The sequence below is a fragment of the Methylobacterium sp. E-005 genome, from assembly GCF_022829725.1.
In the GTDB taxonomy this organism is placed as follows: domain Bacteria; phylum Pseudomonadota; class Alphaproteobacteria; order Rhizobiales; family Beijerinckiaceae; genus Methylobacterium.
This window is the reverse complement of record NZ_JAKSYG010000030.1, coordinates 62,835-79,733: the sequence shown is the minus strand read 5'-3', so window position 1 is coordinate 79,733 and position 16,899 is coordinate 62,835. Positions and strand designations below refer to the sequence as shown.

At 70.1% G+C, this 16,899-nt stretch carries 19 protein-coding genes; 8 read left to right on the top strand and 11 right to left on the bottom strand.

What is annotated here, in order from left to right; translation table 11 throughout:
• The first annotated feature begins 31 nt into the window (after positions 1 to 31).
• A complete protein-coding gene (gene argE, locus MKK88_RS03055) occupies positions 32 to 1,201 on the top strand; it encodes an acetylornithine deacetylase (protein ID WP_243997118.1) in 1,170 nt (389 codons plus the stop codon).
• A gap of 14 nt (positions 1,202 to 1,215) precedes the next feature.
• Positions 1,216 to 1,764 (top strand): spermidine N1-acetyltransferase, encoded by a 549-nt coding sequence (gene speG / locus MKK88_RS03050; RefSeq protein WP_313902291.1) that lies wholly within the window; start codon positions 1,216 to 1,218, stop codon positions 1,762 to 1,764.
• Positions 1,765 to 1,807: 43 nt separating this feature from the next.
• Here speG and MKK88_RS03045 read toward each other — a convergent pair whose 3' ends face one another.
• The 4 genes from MKK88_RS03045 to MKK88_RS03030 form a co-directional block, all read right to left on the bottom strand.
• A complete protein-coding gene (locus MKK88_RS03045; protein ID WP_243997116.1) occupies positions 1,808 to 3,019 on the bottom strand; it encodes a hypothetical protein in 1,212 nt (403 codons plus the stop codon).
• A gap of 170 nt (positions 3,020 to 3,189) precedes the next feature.
• On the bottom strand, positions 3,190 to 4,215 hold the full coding sequence (locus tag MKK88_RS03040) for an Hsp33 family molecular chaperone (RefSeq protein ID WP_243997115.1): 1,026 nt from the start codon (positions 4,213 to 4,215) through the stop codon (positions 3,190 to 3,192).
• A gap of 219 nt (positions 4,216 to 4,434) precedes the next feature.
• Positions 4,435 to 5,415, bottom strand: coding sequence for an ornithine carbamoyltransferase (gene argF, locus MKK88_RS03035; RefSeq protein ID WP_243997114.1), 981 nt, complete (start codon positions 5,413 to 5,415; stop codon positions 4,435 to 4,437).
• Between the two features lie 169 nt (positions 5,416 to 5,584).
• The gene (locus MKK88_RS03030) at positions 5,585 to 6,775 is read right to left on the bottom strand and encodes an aspartate aminotransferase family protein (protein ID WP_243997113.1); all 1,191 of its coding nucleotides are present in this window, start codon (positions 6,773 to 6,775) and stop codon (positions 5,585 to 5,587) included.
• Between the two features lie 270 nt (positions 6,776 to 7,045).
• Between MKK88_RS03030 and MKK88_RS03025 the strand changes: the two genes are divergently transcribed.
• The 3 genes from MKK88_RS03025 to MKK88_RS03015 are packed head-to-tail and all read left to right on the top strand — an operon-like array spanning position 7,046 to position 8,663.
• Entirely contained in the window at positions 7,046 to 7,519 is a 474-nt protein-coding gene (locus MKK88_RS03025) for a RidA family protein (protein WP_243997112.1), read from the top strand.
• A 2-nt stretch (positions 7,520 to 7,521) separates the two neighbouring features.
• Entirely contained in the window at positions 7,522 to 8,268 is a 747-nt protein-coding gene (locus MKK88_RS03020) for a glycerophosphodiester phosphodiesterase family protein (protein WP_243997111.1), read from the top strand.
• Positions 8,265 to 8,663: a lysozyme inhibitor LprI family protein gene (locus MKK88_RS03015; protein WP_243997110.1), complete on the top strand. Its 399-nt coding sequence runs from the start codon at positions 8,265 to 8,267 to the stop codon at positions 8,661 to 8,663. Before MKK88_RS03020 ends, MKK88_RS03015 begins: the two co-directional genes overlap by 4 nt.
• Before the next feature lie 2 nt (positions 8,664 to 8,665).
• On the opposite strand, the gene MKK88_RS33715 is transcribed toward MKK88_RS03015, so the two are convergent.
• Positions 8,666 to 8,791, bottom strand: a complete 126-nt coding sequence (locus MKK88_RS33715) for a hypothetical protein (RefSeq protein WP_279602039.1) — start codon at positions 8,789 to 8,791, stop codon at positions 8,666 to 8,668.
• A 51-nt stretch (positions 8,792 to 8,842) separates the two neighbouring features.
• Here MKK88_RS33715 and MKK88_RS03010 point away from each other — a divergent pair, with 51 nt between their 5' ends.
• The 3 genes from MKK88_RS03010 (at position 8,843) to MKK88_RS03000 (ending at position 11,646) form a co-directional block, all read left to right on the top strand.
• Complete coding sequence (locus MKK88_RS03010) at positions 8,843 to 9,151, top strand: hypothetical protein (RefSeq protein WP_243997109.1); 309 nt, start codon at positions 8,843 to 8,845, stop codon at positions 9,149 to 9,151.
• A gap of 69 nt (positions 9,152 to 9,220) precedes the next feature.
• Complete coding sequence (locus tag MKK88_RS03005) at positions 9,221 to 10,489, top strand: GNAT family N-acetyltransferase (protein ID WP_243997108.1); 1,269 nt, start codon at positions 9,221 to 9,223, stop codon at positions 10,487 to 10,489.
• Positions 10,486 to 11,646, top strand: coding sequence for a M20 aminoacylase family protein (locus MKK88_RS03000; protein ID WP_243997107.1), 1,161 nt, complete (start codon positions 10,486 to 10,488; stop codon positions 11,644 to 11,646). Before MKK88_RS03005 ends, MKK88_RS03000 begins: the two co-directional genes overlap by 4 nt.
• Before the next feature lie 21 nt (positions 11,647 to 11,667).
• On the opposite strand, the gene MKK88_RS02995 is transcribed toward MKK88_RS03000, so the two are convergent.
• The 6 genes from MKK88_RS02995 to MKK88_RS02970 form a co-directional block, all read right to left on the bottom strand.
• A complete protein-coding gene (locus tag MKK88_RS02995; RefSeq protein WP_243997106.1) occupies positions 11,668 to 12,216 on the bottom strand; it encodes a TetR/AcrR family transcriptional regulator in 549 nt (182 codons plus the stop codon).
• Between the two features lie 5 nt (positions 12,217 to 12,221).
• Positions 12,222 to 12,692, bottom strand: coding sequence for a DUF1348 family protein (locus MKK88_RS02990; RefSeq protein ID WP_243997142.1), 471 nt, complete (start codon positions 12,690 to 12,692; stop codon positions 12,222 to 12,224).
• A gap of 77 nt (positions 12,693 to 12,769) precedes the next feature.
• Complete coding sequence (locus MKK88_RS02985) at positions 12,770 to 13,537, bottom strand: AraC family transcriptional regulator (protein WP_243997105.1); 768 nt, start codon at positions 13,535 to 13,537, stop codon at positions 12,770 to 12,772.
• Positions 13,521 to 14,426, bottom strand: coding sequence for an alpha/beta hydrolase (locus MKK88_RS02980; RefSeq protein WP_243997104.1), 906 nt, complete (start codon positions 14,424 to 14,426; stop codon positions 13,521 to 13,523). The genes MKK88_RS02985 and MKK88_RS02980 overlap by 17 nt, the downstream gene beginning before the upstream one ends.
• 346 nt (positions 14,427 to 14,772) lie before the next feature.
• Positions 14,773 to 16,413 (bottom strand): TadG family pilus assembly protein, encoded by a 1,641-nt coding sequence (locus MKK88_RS02975; protein ID WP_243997103.1) that lies wholly within the window; start codon positions 16,411 to 16,413, stop codon positions 14,773 to 14,775.
• Positions 16,410 to 16,856: a TadE family protein gene (locus MKK88_RS02970; RefSeq protein WP_243997102.1), complete on the bottom strand. Its 447-nt coding sequence runs from the start codon at positions 16,854 to 16,856 to the stop codon at positions 16,410 to 16,412. The genes MKK88_RS02975 and MKK88_RS02970 overlap by 4 nt, the downstream gene beginning before the upstream one ends.
• Positions 16,857 to 16,899: the final 43 nt, after the last annotated feature.

Sequence of the window (16,899 nt, the reverse complement as noted above, 5' to 3'; positions counted from 1 at the left end):
CCCGGCCTGGGGCCTCGCCCCGGAGGAACCCATGCCTGCGACCGGCGAGCGGCTGAGCCCGCTCGACATGCTGGCCCGCCTCGTGTCCTTCGACACGGAGAGCGACAAGTCCAATCTCGCCCTGATCGACTCGGTCTGCGCCTATCTCGACGGATGGGGCGTCCCGTACCTGCGGCTGCCGAACGCGGCCGGCGACAAGGCCGCCGTGCTCGCCACGATCGGCCCGATGACCGAGGGCGGCGTGGTACTCTCCGGCCACACCGACGTGGTGCCGGTGGCGGGACAGGCCTGGAGCACCGACCCGTTCACCCTGCGCGTCGCCGATGGGCGGGCCTATGGACGGGGCGCGGTCGACATGAAGGGCTTCGATGCCCTCGCGCTCGCCCTGGTGCCCGACATGCTGGCGGCTGACCTGAAGCGGCCAATCCACATCCTGCTCTCCTACGACGAGGAGACGACTTGCCTCGGCTCGATGGACGGGATCGCACGCTTCGGCGCCGACCTGCCGCGACCGGGCGCCGTGATCGTCGGCGAGCCGACCGGCATGGAGGTGGCGGACGCGCACAAGAGCATCGTGACCTGCCTCACCACCGTTCATGGCCGCGAGGCCCATTCGGCCCGGCCGGCCCTCGGGGCGAACGCCGTGGCGGCCGCCTGCGAGTTGGTGGCGGGCTTGAACCGGATCGCCGATCTGATGATCGAGCGCGGCGATGCCACCGGCCGGTTCGATCCGGCCGCCACCACGGTCCATGTCGGAACCATCCAGGGCGGCACCGCCCGGAACATCATCGCGAAGGAATGCCGTTTCCACTGGGAATACCGCGGCCTGCCCGATTTCGACCCGGCCGAGATCCCGCGGCTGTTCTCCGAGGAGGTGGCGCGGGTGACCCGGGAGCGGCTCAACCGCTACGGCGAGTTCGGGCGGATCGAGACGCTGGAGGAGGTCGACATCCCGGGCCTCGCGCCCGATCCGGGCTCGGCCGCGGAGCGGCTGTGCCTACGGCTCGCCGGGCGCAACCGCACCGTGGCGGTGCCCTACGCCACCGAGGCCGGCCGGTTCCAGGCGGCGGGCCTGCCGACCGTGGTCTGCGGGCCGGGCGACATCGCGCAGGCGCACCAGCCCGACGAATTCATCACCCTGGACGCGCTCGCCCAGGGCGAACGGTTCCTGCGTGATCTGATCGAGGCCTCCGCGTCATGAAGGCGCTCACCGACATCACCATCAAGCTGCGGCCGCTGGAGCGGGAGGATCTGCGCTTCGTCCACCAGCTCAACAACAACGACAGCATCATGCGCTACTGGTTCGAGGAGGCCTACGAGTCCTTCGCCGAGCTGCAGCAGCTCTACGAGCGCAACATCCACAACCAGGGCGAGCGCCGCTTCATCGTGGCCGATCCGAGCGGCGAGCCGGCCGGGCTGATCGAGCTCGTCGAGATCAACCATCTGCACCGGCGCTGCGAATTCCAGATCGCGATCCACCCGGGCTTTCAGGGCCGAGGCTACGCGTGGCAGGCGACCCGGATCGCCATGGATTACGCGTTCAGCGTGCTGAACATCCACAAGCTCTACCTGCACGTCGATCGGGACAATGCCCGGGCCGTGCGTATTTACGAGCGCTGCGGTTTCCGCCCGGAGGGGGTGCTGAAGGACGAGTTCTTCGTGAATGGCCGCTACCGCGACGCGGTGCGGATGTGCCTGTTCCAGCCGGATTATCTCAAGGCCCGCGGCGGCGGCGACATCGCGGAGCCCGTTCTGAAGGTCTGAGGGAGGGGCTCGAAAGCCCCTCCCCCCGAAAGATCGGACCCGTTCAGTTGCGCCCGGCACCCGGCTGACCGCCGCCGGTCCGGCCGCCGCTTATGCTGCTGCCGCCATTGGCGTTGCCCTGCAGGCCGCCACGCTCGCCACCGGTTCGACCGCCTTCAGCGCCGGACTTCATGCCCCCCTGCTGGTTGCCGCGGTCGGAGGCGTTGCGGATGCCGTCCTGCTGGTTGCCGCGCAGATCGCTGTTGCGCATGCCGTCGTTCCGGCCGTTGCGCTCGGCGTTGCGGTCCATTCCGCGGTCATGGCCGCGCTCCGTCCGGCCGGCGTTGCGGCCGTTATCGCGGTCCTCGGTGCGCGACGCGTTGCGGATCCCGTCCCGGTCCCGCGCGCCGCTTTTGTCGAACCGGGCGCCGGCGCGCTGCTCCGAGCGGAAGCTCGCGCTGACGGTACCGCCGCCGCCGAGACGACGGTACTCCGCGGAGCCGTAACGGACGCGCTGGCCGCGGATCGTCACGAAGCGATCCTCCTGCACCGTCACGAGGCGACGGTACTCGGGCGAGCCGTACAGGACGCGCTGGCCGCGGATGACCACATAGCGCGCGCGGGGACCGGTCTCGTGGACGCTGACGAGTCGGCGATACTCGGGCGAGCCGTACAGGACGCGCTGACCGCGGATGACCACATAGCGCGCGCGCGGACCGCGATTCTCGGTGACGATCAGACGGCGGTACTCGGGGGAACCGTACACGACCCGGCGCCCGCCGATGACGACGAAACGGCCCTCGCGGCGGAAGCCGCCCTCGATCCGATCGGTCCGCACGTCGGTCCGGCTGCTGACATCGGTACGGCCGCGGACATCGACATGATCGCCCCGGCGGTCGCCGCGCTCGGCACGGGCGCCGTCGCGGTCCCCGCGGCCGTTGCGGTCGGCGGTGCGGCCGTTGTCGCGATCGCCTCGCTCGGCGCCGGCCCGGTCGCCGCGGCTGCCCTGGTCGCGATCCTGCGCCATCCGGCCCTCGCCGCGGCCCCGCTCGGTGCCCGCCTGACTGCCCTGCTGGCCACCCTGCATGGCGCCGCGGTCACCACCACGCGCGGCTCCGCCCATCCGGCCACCCTCGGCGCCGGACTTCAGGCTCGACCCTGCTTCGCCCTGTCCCCCGCGGCTGCCCATCCCGGGCCCGCGTTCGGCGCCGCCTTGCTGCGCGTAGGCCGAGGTGCTCATCAGCAGCGCGGCCAAACCGATCGACAATCTCCGCATGGCGTTCCTCCAATGTTGATTCTGCCACGCAACGTCGAAGGTCCGGAAACGGTTCTGGTCAGGAACCTGAAAAATTCGCGCAACGAATACCGATATTCCTGCGTTTCGCGAGCGCAGCTTGGCCGTAAGGCCGCGATGAAAGCCTGCTCGCCCGGCCGGGACGTCGGTTTCTACTGCTTGGGCTGATCCGCGATCTCAGCCTCGACCATCTGCGGGTCGAGGTCGTAGCGTCGGGAGCAGAACTCGCAGGTGATGACGATGCGCCCGTCATCCGCCACCATGTCGCGCCGCTCCTGTGGCGAGAACGAGCGGATCATGCCCATTACGCGCTCCTGCGAGCAGCGGCAGGTCTCCTGCACGGGCTGGCGATCGAAGACGCGCACGCCGCGCTCGTGGAACAGCCGGTAAAGCAGGCGCTCGCTCGACACATTGGGGTCGACGAGCTCGTGATCCTCGATGGTGGCGACGAGCGAGCGCGCCTCGACCCAGGCATCGTCCTCCGGGGCCTCGCCCGAGAGATGCGTGTGCCCCTGCGGGATGTCGCCGGGCGGCAGGTCGGCGAGCCGGGCCCGGTCGATCGACTGCGGCAGGAACTGCACCAAGAGGCCGCCGGCCCGCCAATGCCCGGCCCCCTCCTCGACGGCTTCGGCCACGGCGAGACGGACCTCCGTCGGAATCTGCTCGGACTGGCGGAAATACTGATGTGCGGCCTGCTCCAGGCTCTGGCCTTCGAGGGCGACGACGCCCTGGTAGCGGCTGGCCGTCGTGCCCTGGTCGATCGTCATGGCGAGGTGCCCGGTGCCGATCAGGTCGGCATCCTTGAGCGGGCCGGAGCCGAGGGCCGTGACGCGCTCGGCCTCGAACCGCGCGGTGGCGCGCAGGCGATCCGGCGCCTCGAAATCAACCACGATCATCGCCACCGGGCCATCGGTCTTGGTCTGAAGCTGAAACCGGCCCTCGAACTTCAGCGAGGAGCCGAGCAGCACCGTGAGGGCCGCCGCCTCGCCGAGCAGCCGTGCGACCGGGTCCGGATAACCGTGCCGGCGCAGGATCGTGTCCACGGCGGGGCCGAGCCGGACGACGCGCCCGCGCACGTCCAGCGCCTCCACGGCGAAGGGCAGCACGGCGTCGTCGCCGCCCACGTTGCCGTTGCCGGCCTGCGGGGTGTCCGAGTGCGATGGGGTTCCTGAACTCATGCCCTCTCCGATCGATACGCCTGTTGCGCCGAGGGGCGTGAGGGGCGAGCCCGAGCGGAGCGATCCCTCACCCCGTCCGCGCCCCGTGGGAGGACGGGCGCGTCGCGCCACATCCGTTGCCGGGATGCCGCCTGTCGGCAGCCGTGATGGGGATACGGGCCGCGCAGGCCGCCCGCGTCCCCTATATGGTGTGCCGAAGCCGCGGGCGCGAGCCCGGCCTCAGAGCCCAGCCGCGCGCAGGCACCAGGCCAGGATGCCCTTCTGCGCGTGCAGGCGGTTCTCGGCCTCGTCGAACACCACCGAGCGCGGGCCGTCCATCACCTCGGCGGTCACCTCCTCGCCGCGATGGGCCGGCAGGCAGTGCATGAAGATCGCGTCCGGGTTGGCCGCCGCCATCAGCTTGGCGTTGACCTGATACGGGCTCAGCAGGTTGTGCCGGTGGGCCTCGTCGTCGTCGCCCATCGAGACCCAGCAATCCGTCACCACCGCATCGGCACCCTCGACGGCCGCGAAGGCATCCGTGGTGACGTTGAGCTTGGCGCCCTCCTGCGTGGCCCAGGCGATCAGCGCGGGCGGCGGCGCCAGCTCGGGCGGGCTCGCCACGTTGAGGGTGAAGTCGAACCGCGCGGCCGCGTGGACCCAGCTCTCCAACACGTTGTTGGCATCCCCCGACCACGCCACGGTCCGACCCTTGATCGGCCCGCGATGCTCCTCGAAGGTCAGCACGTCCGCCATGATCTGGCACGGGTGCGAGACCTTGGTGAGCGCATTGATCACCGGCACGGTGGCGTACTCGGCGAGTTCCAGCATCTGCCCGTGATCGAGGATGCGGATCATGATCGCGTCGACGAAGCGGGACAGCACCTGCGCGGTATCGCCGATGGTTTCGCCTCGGCCGAGCTGCATCTCCGAGCCGGTGAGCATCAGTGTCTCGCCGCCGAGTTCGCGCATGGCCACGTCGAAGGAGACGCGGGTGCGGGTCGAGGGCCGGTCGAACACCATCGCCAGGGTCTTGCCCGTCAGCGGCCGGTCGGTGGCCCGCTCGCCCTTGCGCCGCGCCGCCTTGATGGCGGCGCTGGCATCCAGGACCCGGCGCAGCTCCGCCCCGGTGAAATCCTTGAGATCGAGGAAATGACGGGGGCCGGCACCGTTCAGGTGCGGGGCCGGGGTCTTCGCCCGGCCATTCATCTGGGCTTTCATCACGTCACAATAACTAGAGTCTGCTCAACGATCACCTGATCATGAACCGTACTCTACCTCCTGATAGGGCCTTTCCGTCAGGCACGGCGGAATCGACCGTGTCCGGAAACGCTTCGGGCCGCCCGCCGCGGTGCGGCGGGCGGTGTTCGGCAGTCGCTCGGGAAGCGCGCTACTCGGCTGCGCCGCGCACGGCCTCGAATCCGGATGCGGCCGTGTCGAGCCGCCGGACCGCCTCGTCGATCTCGGCCTCGCTGATGGTCAGCGGCGGCAGCAGACGGACGATGTTGTCGCCCGCCGGGATGACCAGCAGATGCGCGTCGCGCGCGGCGGCCGCGAAGTCGGTGTTCGGCACGCCGAGCTTGAGGCCGAGCATCAGCCCCTCGCCGCGGATCTCCTCGAAGACGTGGGGATGACGGTCGCGCAGCGCCGCGAGCTTCTGCTTCAGGAGCAGGCCGGAGCGGGCGACGCGCTCGAGGAAGCCCTCGCCCAGCACCACGTCCAGCACGGCGTTGCCCACCGCCATGGCGAGCGGATTGCCGCCAAAGGTGGTGCCGTGCGTGCCGGCGGTCATGCCCCGGGCGGCCTCGCGGGTGGCGAGGCAGGCGCCCATCGGGAAACCGCCGCCGATGCCCTTGGCGGCGCTCATGATGTCCGGGGTGATCCCCGACCATTCATGCGCGAACAGCTTGCCGGTGCGGCCGATGCCGGTCTGGACCTCGTCCATGATCAGGAGGAGGCCGTTGGCATCGCAGATCTCGCGCAGGCGGCGGAGATCCGCGTGGGGAATCACCCGCACGCCGCCCTCGCCCTGGATCGGCTCGATCATCAGCGCCGCCGTCTCCGGCCCGATCACGGCGTCCAGCGCGGCCCAGTCGCCGGCCGGGACCTGATCGAATCCTTCCGCCTTGGGCCCGAAGCCCTCCAGGTACTTCTGCTGCCCGCCGGCCGCCAGCGTCGCCAGCGTCCGCCCGTGGAAGGCACCCGCGAAGGTGACGATCCGGAAGCGCTCCGGATGGCCGTCGGCCGCGTGATACTTGCGGGCGATCTTGATCGCCGCCTCGTTGGCCTCGGCCCCCGAGTTGCAGAAGAACACCACGTCGGCGAAGGTCGCGTCGGCGAAGCGCTGGCCCAGCCGCTCGCCACCGGGGATCTCGAACAGGTTCGAGGTGTGCCAGATGCGATTTGCCTGCTCGGTCAGCGCGCCGACGAGGTGGGGATGGGCGTGGCCCAGCGCGTTCACCGCGATGCCGGCGCCGAAATCGAGGTATCGCTCCCCGCCCTCCGTCACGAGCCAAGCGCCTTCGCCGCGCTCGAAGGCGAGCGGCGCGCGGACATAGGTCGGCAGAAGGGCTGACGTCACGGGTCCCATCTCCGTTCTTCAATCGATCCCGGAGCAAGCGTTAGCCGGCTCCAAATGAAAGTGCCGCCTCAGTCAGGGGCGGCACGCGCGCGATTACTATGAAAGTGCGTGCCCCTGTCAACGATTCAATGTTCGCCGCAGCCGCGCGGCAGCTCTGCGCGATGCTTTGGAACACCGGATTTCTACCCGTTGCAAGGGTTGCGCCCCTTGCGTGCCGGGGGGCGGCCATGCTCCAGCTCCCGGCGGTTTCGATCAGCGAGGGAGCCTCCGATGAGCACGATCAAGGAACGCCTGCAGGCGCTCGGACTCACCCTGCCGAAGGCGGCGGCGCCGGTGGCCAATTATGTGCCGTTCGTGCGCACCGGCAACCTCGTGGTGATCTCCGGCCAGGTCTGCTTCGGCGCCGACGGCGCCATCGCGGCCGAGCACAAGGGCAAGGTCGGCGGCACCGTTTCGGCAGAGGCCGGCAAGGCGGCCGCCCGGCTCTGCGCCCTGAACATCCTCGCACAGCTCGAGGCCGCGGTGGGGGATCTCGACCGCGCCGTGGTCCAGTGCGTCCGGCTCGGCGGCTTCATCAACGCGGCGCCGGGCTTCTCGGCGGTGGCCGGGGTGATGAACGGCGCCTCCGACCTGATGGTCGAGCTTTTGGGCGACCGGGGCCGGCACGCCCGCTCGACGGTCGGTGTGGCGGAGCTGCCCCTCGACGCCGCCGTCGAGGTCGAAGCGATGTTCGAGGTCCGCTGACGATGGCGGCGCCGGACTGGCTGACCGCGCGGCCGATCGCCCATCGCGGGCTGCACGACCGGGCGGCGGGCCGTCCGGAGAACACGCTGGCCGCGGCCCTGGCGGCGGTCGCCGGCGGCTACGCCATCGAGTGCGACGTGCAGCTCAGCCAGGACGGCGAGGCGATGGTGTTCCACGACGCCGCCCTCGGCCGGCTCACCGAGGCGAGCGAGGCGGTGACGCAGCGATCGGCCGCCGATCTCGGGACGCTCAGGATCGGTGGGACTGCTGAGACAATCCCGACCCTGCCGGCCTTCCTGGCGGCGGTGGCCGGGGCGGTGCCAGTCGTGATCGAGGTGAAGTCCCGGTATGACGGCGACCTGCGCCTTGCGACCCGCGCCGCCGAAGTGGCCGTGGGCTATGCTGGGCCGGTGGCGCTGAAATCCTTCGATCCGCAGGTGGTCAAGGCCCTGCGCGACCTCTGCCCGACGATCCCGCGCGGGATCGTAGCGGAGACGACCCAGGACGACCCAGCCTACGCGGCGCTGCCGCCGAGCATGCGGCTGGCCCTCTCCAATATCCTGCACTTCGCCGAGACCCGGCCTGACTTCCTGTCGTGGCGGGTGGACGACCTGCCCTGCGCGCCGACCTATCTGTGTCGGCTGCTCGGGCGAATCCCGGTCATGGCCTGGACGGTGCGAACCGAGGAGCAGCGTACCCGCGCCGGGGCATACGCGGACCAGATGGTGTTCGAGGGCTTCGTGCCGTGAGGCGAGCCGCCGCCGGCCTTGCCGTCCTCATCTGTGCGGCGGCGCCGGCTCGCTCGGCCGATCCCTGCGCCGCAACGACCCAGATGGATCTCAACGCCTGCGCCGGGGCCGCCTACGAGCGCGCGGATGCGGCGATGAACGCGGCCTACGGCAAGCTGATGAAGCGGATCGGCCCGAAGGCGAAGGACAGCCTGCGCGCCGCCCAGAAGGCGTGGCTGCCGTTCCGGGACGCCAGCTGTGCCCTCGAGGCCATGGGTGTCGAGGGCGGTTCGATTCAGCCGCAGGTCCACGCCGATTGCCTCGCCCGTGTGACGGCCGCTCGGACCAAAATACTGACCGGCTATCTCACCTGCGAGGAAGGGGACGTCACCTGCGTCGGCCGGTTCGAGGAGTAATCCTACTCATCGTTGGGGCGTCGCCGAGGAAGCTTGTGCTGCCCGTCGAGGAAGGTCGCGGCCTCCCGGCGGTTCCAAGATGCGCCGTGGGTCCAGAAGTCGAGCAACGCGGCACAGTTCAGGCGCATCCAGGCGATCCCCAGCGGCGCGGCTGCCCGGGTGGCGGGCGTCTGGATGGAATGTCCCGCATCTTGGGATTGGTTTCAACGGAGACGGCCAAACCGGGCAAGCCGTCCAGCTCGGCCGGGATATTAGTTCACCCGCGGCCCGTACGCGCCAAGCGCCGGCGCGATGAGGATCGTGCCCGGCCTGTTCGTATCCTGCGGGTCGAGATTGCTCATCTCGCACAGGACGTCGTCGATGAAATCGTCCGGCGGATGTCGGTGGGGGGCCTGCTGCTATCGAGAGCCGGCGCGTGCCGGGTCATGGCGATGCGGTTCGTTCCCGGGATTCGGCGGCCGCATGGTGTGACGACGATGGCGAAGTGACAACGCCGCCCGCCCGGCCGCGCGCATCCGCCCGCTTGCCCCCATCCCGGCAGGGATTAGACTCACGGCATGAAGCAAGCACCCGGGCCGACGCCGGAAACCCCCACCCTCACCGTGCGGGCGCTTCCCGGACTCAAGGAAATCGGCGCGGCGGAATGGGATGCCTGCGCCTTCTCCCCCGAAACCCTGGCGGCGGGTGACGAGACCCACAACCCCTTCGTCTCCCACGCCTTCCTGTCGGCTCTGGAGGATTCCGGCTGCGTCTCGCGCCGGACCGGCTGGCTGCCGCTGCATGTCTCCGTCGAGCGCGACGGCGCGCGGCTCGGCGTGGTGCCCTGCTATCTGAAATCCCACAGCCAGGGCGAATACGTCTTCGACCACGGCTGGGCCGACGCCTATGAGCGGGCCGGCGGCTCCTATTATCCGAAGCTTCAGGTCAGCATCCCGTTCACGCCGGTCACCGGACCGCGCTTCCTGATCGCCCCCGGCGCCGATCCGGATGAGGCCACGGCCGGGCTCGTCGCGGGCCTGCGGGCGCTGCGGGCTGAGACCAAGGCCTCCTCGATCCACGTGACCTTCATGCGCGAGGCCGAGTGGGAGCGGGCTGGCGCCGCGGGCTTCCTGCAGCGCACCGACCAGCAGTTCCACTGGGAGAACGACGGCTACGCCACATTCGACGACTTCCTCGCCGCCCTCGCCTCGCGCAAGCGGAAAAACATCCGCAAGGAGCGCCGCGACGCGCTCGAACCCGGCATCACCGTCGAGCATCTGACCGGTGCGGATATCACCGAGGCCCATTGGGACGCGTTCTACGGCTTCTACATGGACACCGGCTCCCGGAAGTGGGGCCGTCCCTATCTCAACCGAAAGTTCTTCTCGCTGCTGTCCGAGCGTATGGCCGACCGCGTATTGCTGGTGATGGCCAAGCGCGCGGGGGATTACATCGCAGGCGCCATCAACCTGATCGGAGACACGGCCCTCTACGGCCGCAACTGGGGTTGCATCGAGGACCACCCGTTCCTTCATTTCGAAGTCTGCTACTATCAGGCGATCGATTTCGCGATTGCGCGCGGCCTGAAGCGGGTCGAGGCCGGCGCGCAGGGGGAGCACAAGCTCGCCCGCGGCTACCGGCCGGTGCTGATGCACTCGGCCCACGACATCGCCGATCCGGCGCTCCGCCGCGCGGTGGCCGATTACTTGCAGCGGGAGCGCGCCCACGTCGCCGAGGCGGTGGACGTCCTCGACACCCTGACGCCATTTCGGCGTAAGGACGCGGGCGACGCCTGCGACGGCGTAGCGCCCTCCATGACATCCCCGTCCGAGAGTTCCGAACCATGAGTCCGATCGACCACATCAAGGCCTATGCCGACGAGCTGACCGCGCTCCGTCGCGACCTCCATGCCCATCCGGAGCTCGGCTTCGAGGAGGTCCGCACATCCGGCATCGTCGCCGACATGCTGGAGAAGCTCGGCTGCGAGGTGCATCGCGGGATCGGCGGCACCGGCGTGGTGGGTCTGCTCAAGGGCCGCACCGACAACGGGAAGCGGATCGGCCTGCGCGCCGACATGGACGCCCTGCCGATCGAGGAGGAGACCAACCTCCCCTACCGCTCGACCTATGCCGGTAAGATGCACGCCTGCGGGCATGACGGCCACACCACGATGCTGCTCGGCGCGGCCCGCTACCTCGCGGAGACGCGCAATTTCGACGGTACGGCGGTCTTCGTGTTCCAGCCGGCCGAAGAGGGCCGCGGCGGCGCCCGGGCCATGCTGAAGGACGGACTGTTCGAGAAATTTCCCTGCGACGAGATCTATGGCCTGCACAACCAGCCGGGTGGCGGCGCCGGCACGATCAAGCTGCGGCCCGGCCCGATCATGGCGGCGGCCGACTTCTTCGACATCCACATCCGCGGCAAGGGTATCCACGCGGCCCAGCCGCATCGGGGCACCGATCCGATCATCATCGCCACCGGGCTCGCCCAGGCACTGCAATCGATCGTCTCGCGCAACGCCGACCCGCTGAAGTCGATCGTGCTGTCGATCACCCGGATTGAGGCGGGCTCGGCCTACAACGTGATTCCGGAGACGGCGCATCTCGCCGGCACGATCCGGACCTTCGACCCGGAGATCCGGGCGCTCGCCGGCACCCGCATGCGCGAGTTGGCGGCGGGTTTTGCCACGGCCTACGGCGCTGAGGTCACGGTCGACCTGCAGGACGTGTTCTCCGTGCTGGAGAACGCCCCTGAGCAGGCCGCGGCCGCCACGGAGGTCGCAACCGAACTGCTCGGGGCCGACATGGTCGAGACGAACGTCACGCCGAAGATGGGCAGCGAGGATTTCGCCGACATGACCATGGCGGTGCCCGGCGCCTATGTCTGGCTCGGTGCCAATCCCGGGCCCGGGTTGCACAATGCCGGCTACAACTTCGACGATTCGATCATCCCGGTCGGCAGCGCGTTCCTGGCCCGGATGGTCGAGCGCCGCACGGCCGCGTGAGGCGTGGGGCCGTCGCGGCGCTCAACCCGCGGCGGTCCTGGCTTTCAGTGCCGTCATGGCGCGGGTGTAGACGGTGGGATCGTCCAGCGCCCGGGCCAGGACGATGGCTCCCTGGATTTGGATCACGATCTCCTCCGCCAGGGCGGCGCTCGCCGCTGCGTCCCGGCCCGACCGCTGCAGGGCTTCGGTGAGCGCCGCGACCCAGCGCGCGAAGTAGCTCCGCACTGCCTCGCCGAACCGGTCGCGCTCTGAGCTGAGCGCCACGATACCCACCAGGCAGACCCGCCGCCCGGACCGGAAATACGCCTCGACCGCGTCGAACATGGCCGACACCGCCTCTGCGGGCCGCTCCGCCTGGCGGAGCGGTGCGTAGAGGTTGTGTTCAAACCAATTGTCGATCTCCTCCAGCACACAGGACGCCATCTCGGCCTTCCCGCCGGGAAAGAGGTTGTACAGGCTCCCTTTGCCCAAGCCGGTTGCCCGGCTGATCAGCGCGAGGCTGGCGCCTTCGTAGCCGTGCGCGCGGAACACCTCCGCGAGCGCCGGCAGCGCTTCGGCCCGGCCGGTCACCGCCCTCAGAGACCGAGATCGGTGAGGCCCGGGTGATCATCAGGGCGCCGACCGAGCGGCCAGTGAAACTTCCGGTCGGCTTCGGGGATCGCCAGATCGTTGATGCTGGCGATCCGGCGGCGCATCAGGCCATGGGCATCGAATTCCCAGTTCTCGTTGCCGTAGGAGCGGAACCACCGCCCCTCAGCATCGTGCCACTCGTAGGCGAAGCGCACCGCGATCCGGTCGCCGCCGAAGGTCCAGACCTCCTTGATCAGCCGGTACTCGAGCTCCTGGGCCCATTTGCGCTGGAGGAACGCCACGATGGCTTCGCGGCCCGTCAGGAATTCGCTGCGGTTCCGCCAGACGCTGTCCGGCGTGTAGGCGAGCGAGACGCGCTCGGGGTCGCGCCCGTTCCAGGCATCCTCGGCCATGCGGGCCTTCTTGGCGGCGGTCTCGGCGGTGAAGGGGGGAAGGGGCGGACGGTCCGACACGATGCAGGGCTCCAAGTTTGTACCGATCGGTACAAACTTGGAGCCCTGCCCTGCGCCTGTCAAATGGTTTGTGCGGCCGGTCAGTCCGGCGAGCGGTCCGCCCGGAAGGCCGAAGGGGGCGCGCCGACGAGCCTACGGAACATGCCCGCGAAGGCGCTCGGGCTGGCATAGCCCAGGCTCAGGGCCGCGTCGGTGACCGAGCCGCCGCCGGCCAGGATGGGCAGGGCTGCCAGGATCCGGGCCTGCTGCCGCCAGAGCGAGAAGGGCAGACCCAAGTCCCGCTCGGCCAAGCGGGCGAGCGTCCGTTCGGAGGTGCCGGCCAGGACGGCGAGCGCCGCCATGTCAAGCCGTCCGCCGGGGTCCGCCAGGATGGCTTCGCAAGCCCGGCGCAGCCGCGGCTCGGTTGGAAGCGCGAGCTGAAGCGGGCAGCGCGGCAGGGTCGCGATCTCGTCGATCAGCACGCCGAGCAGCCGGCCGTGCCGCCCGCCGGGATCGGATGCGCCGGCGGATTCGATGGCGCGCAGGATCAATGCGCGCAGCAGCGGGGAGACCACGAGGCTCGCGGGATCCTCCGGCAGGCCGGGCGGCACGGCAGCGCGGGCGAGGTAGAGGGTCCGCAGCGAGACCGTCCCGCGGGCGCGGAGCGCGTGGGCCACCCCGACATCCACCCAGAGCGCGCGCTGCGGCGGAACCAGCCATAGGCTTCCCGCCGCGCGGATCTCCATCACGCCGGCCGTGGCGTAGATCAGCTGCGCCTGCGCATGACAGTGCGGACCGACGACGAAGCCATCCGGGTAGTCCCGGCGCGCGCAAACGATGTCGGGGTGCCGGTCAGGTGCGAGCTGCATCGCTGAGATGGCCCGCGAACCAGTCGCGCGCCGCCGTGCTGGTCCGGTCGAAGTGCCGGACATAGGGGTCGAAATGGCCGCCCGGCACCATCACGAGGTGCTTGGGCGGCAGCGCCCGCTGATACGCCTCCAGGCACAGATCGGTGGCGGTCAGTGCGTCGTGCTCGGCGACGATCATCAGGAGCGGGGTCGGACTGATCCGGGCGATGTGGATGCCGGGCTCGTTCTCCCGGGACAGCTCGGCGCTGCGCAGGGTCACGGCGTTGCGCCATGCGGGCGCGAAAGCTTCCGTCCCGGTGAAGAACGCGTAGCCGTCAGCCCCCGGCATGGCGCAGGCCTGCTGCGGATCGGCGGAGACCGCCGGCAGCAGGACGTGGTCCTCGCCGCGAAACCGGGCGGCGCGATCCGCCTCGAAGCGGCGCAGCTGGGCCGGCACGAGATCCGTTCGGGTCCGACGCTGCGCCGAGGCCGAGCCGCTTATGAACGGGACCTGCGCGACGACGCACCGGACCCGCCGGTCGATGGCCGCCACCTCGATCACATGGCCGCCGCTGTAGCTGGTGCCCCAGATGCCGATCCGGTCCGGGTCGATCCACGAGACGGTCTGCGCGAAGCTGATCGCGTCCCGGTATCCCCGCTTCTGGAGTACCGGATCCACCTCCTGCCGGGGCAGGCCGTCGCTCGCCCCGAGATTGGCGTGGTCGTAGACCAGCACGCCGAAGCCCGCGGCCTGGAAGACCTCGGCATAGCGGTCGAGATACTGCTCTTTCACCGCCGAGAAGCCGTGCGCCATCACGATCGTGGGGACCGGGCCGGCGGTTGCATCGGGGCGGTAGAGCCAGCCGCGCAGGGTCCGGCCCTCCGAGACAAAGGCGATATCGGTCCGCATCGGTCGCTCCGTGATGATCCGGACGCATCCTGCACGCGGATCGTCCGGAACGCGCGCCGGGTTCGGTCAAATGCGGCGTCAGATCCGCCAAGCTGTCGGGTGCGCGGCCCCGATGGAAGTCGACAGGCGGCGGCTTCGGTGCGAGTCTCGGCCTCTCGCGGAAGCGCGAGCCACGAGGCTATCGGATCGGACAGGCCCATGTCGCCGGAAATACGGGAATCGCGCGCCGCGCTCATCCTGCTGGCCGCAGCGGTCGGCGCCGTGCTGATCTTCGGCGCGTTCACGCTCCTGACGCAGATCGGGTAGGCGCGGCTCGCCTGCGGGGTCTCGCGGGCGCCCGGCGGCCTTACTGCACCAGCACGGCCTGGCTGCAGAGCACGCCGTCCACGTCGACATCCGCGTAGCCGAGGCGCAGCCCGATCGTCCGTAACGTGGTGTCCAGCACGAGGTCGAGGCCTGGCGCTATGGCGGCGAAGGTCGCGCCGAGCGAGGTCTGGAGCAGCGGGCTCACGCCGATGCCGTTGATGGCCAGGGACAGGTTGCCAAGCAGGCTGCCGGTCAGGGATTGGGTCAGACCGGTCGACGACACCGTCCGCACCGTATGGTTGGCGATGTCGGCCTCGTTGAAGACGAGGGTCTGCGTCGTCGATCCGATCGTGGTCAGGGCGCGCCCCGATACGTTGACGAGGGGGAGCGCGATCAGGGCGGCGGGTTGCGACAGGTCCGGACCGGTGCCGCCGCCGATGACGGCGCCCCGTGGGACCGCTGCCACCGCGAGCGTCGCGAGGCCGGTCTGGGCGTCGATGGTGGCTTGGCGCGCGCCGCCGGCGCAGCCCAGCGCCCGCAGCGTCGCTTGAGCGGGCGCGACCTCGGCGTAGATGGAGAGCGAGAGCGTTCCCAGTCCCAGGGGGGCCGAGGCGGTGGCCTCGATCAGCAGCCGCGTCTGCGCCGTCTGGACGGTGGCGTTCGGCCCGCCCGGGCGGACCCAGCCCGAACTGCGGCGGCGCTCGCCGATCGCCAGGGTCAGGCGCGTCGACAGGAGGCCCGGGATGGAGGCCCCCAGATCGACCGAGACTTGGTTCTGGCCGTTCGCCAGCGAAGCGGTTGCCCCCAGGATGCTCATCAGGCCGACGGTCGGGCCACCGAAGCCCCGCGGAGGGGCCAGCGCGGCGGCATCGCCGAGGGGAGCGATCTGTCCGATCGGGACCGTGTTTCCGGCATTCGGCAGCGCGTTCAAGATGCCCGACAGGGCATTGACGGCGGCGGCGTTGCCCTGCGCGGCCACCCGGAGCGCCATCAGAACCTGCCCGACGCTGGCGCTGGCCTGGACGATGCTCGTGTAGCTCGCAGCCTGGAGGTTCAGACTCGGCGCGAGGGCGTCAAGGACCCGCAGGCCGTCGACCCGGGCGCCCAGAAGGGCATTGTAGTCGCCCACGCTCAGCGACAGCTGCGCGCCGAGCAGGCTGCCGAGTAGGGCGTTGGCGATCGCGTTGTTGACCTGCAGGGTGCCCGACCCCACGCTGAAAGCTGCGAACCGCGCGCTAGCAGCCGTTCCGGTCACCCGGAGCGGAACCGCGCCGGCGAGCCCGAGCGCCCGCCCGAACGTGACCGGGACCGAGGTCGACAGGCCGACGCGGGCGGCGTTCGCCGGGCTGGCCCCTGGACGGAACCGGCTGGAGGGTGCAACCCCTGGTTGGCTCGCATCGTAGGTGCCGACATCCACCGTGGCGGTGGCGCTGCCGTAGCCGTTATCGCCGAGCGAGCGGCGCGCCATCGTGTCGGCCTGGGTCGGGTCGATTGCCGCCATCATGGCGGCGATGTCGGCCGCTCCCTGCGCCTTGCGCCGCGCCTGGACCACGAGGCCGAGATCGATCCCGACGGCGGCCGCCCCCAACAGGAGCGTGCTGCCGAGCGCCACCAGGATCGCCACGTTGCCGCCCTGCGCCGCGCCGAAGCGATGCCGCCGGTCCGCGATCCGGCGGATCACAGGCCCCCCTTGCGGACGCTGACCGTGCTGCGGACCACGGTGGGCAGCATCGGGAGCAGGCGCGCGAACACGTTGACGCCGAGCGACGCTGTGTCGGCGGTGAGCGTGACCGTGTAGATGGTGGTGTCGTTCGGATCGGGCCCGACTTGCACGGCGACGCTGCCCGGCCGGAACATCGCACCCGTGCTCAGGCTGCGGTTCACGGTGTTCTGCACCAGGGTTGCGCGTTCCGTATCGGTCACGCCCGCCACCGAGGCGCGGGCCGCCTCCGCCGCGATCTGGCGCAGGTTGTGGGCCGCGCCGAGGCAGATCCCGAACATCGCGATCCCGGCGAAGAACAGCAGCAGCACCGGCGTCACCAGGGCGAACTCCACCGCGGAACTGCCGCTGCGACAGGCCGGTCCGCCGAAGAAGGGGTGATGGAGCAGGCGTCGGATGCCCATCGATTTGCCTCTGAAGGTTGTGCTTTCTTATCCTCTCAATCTA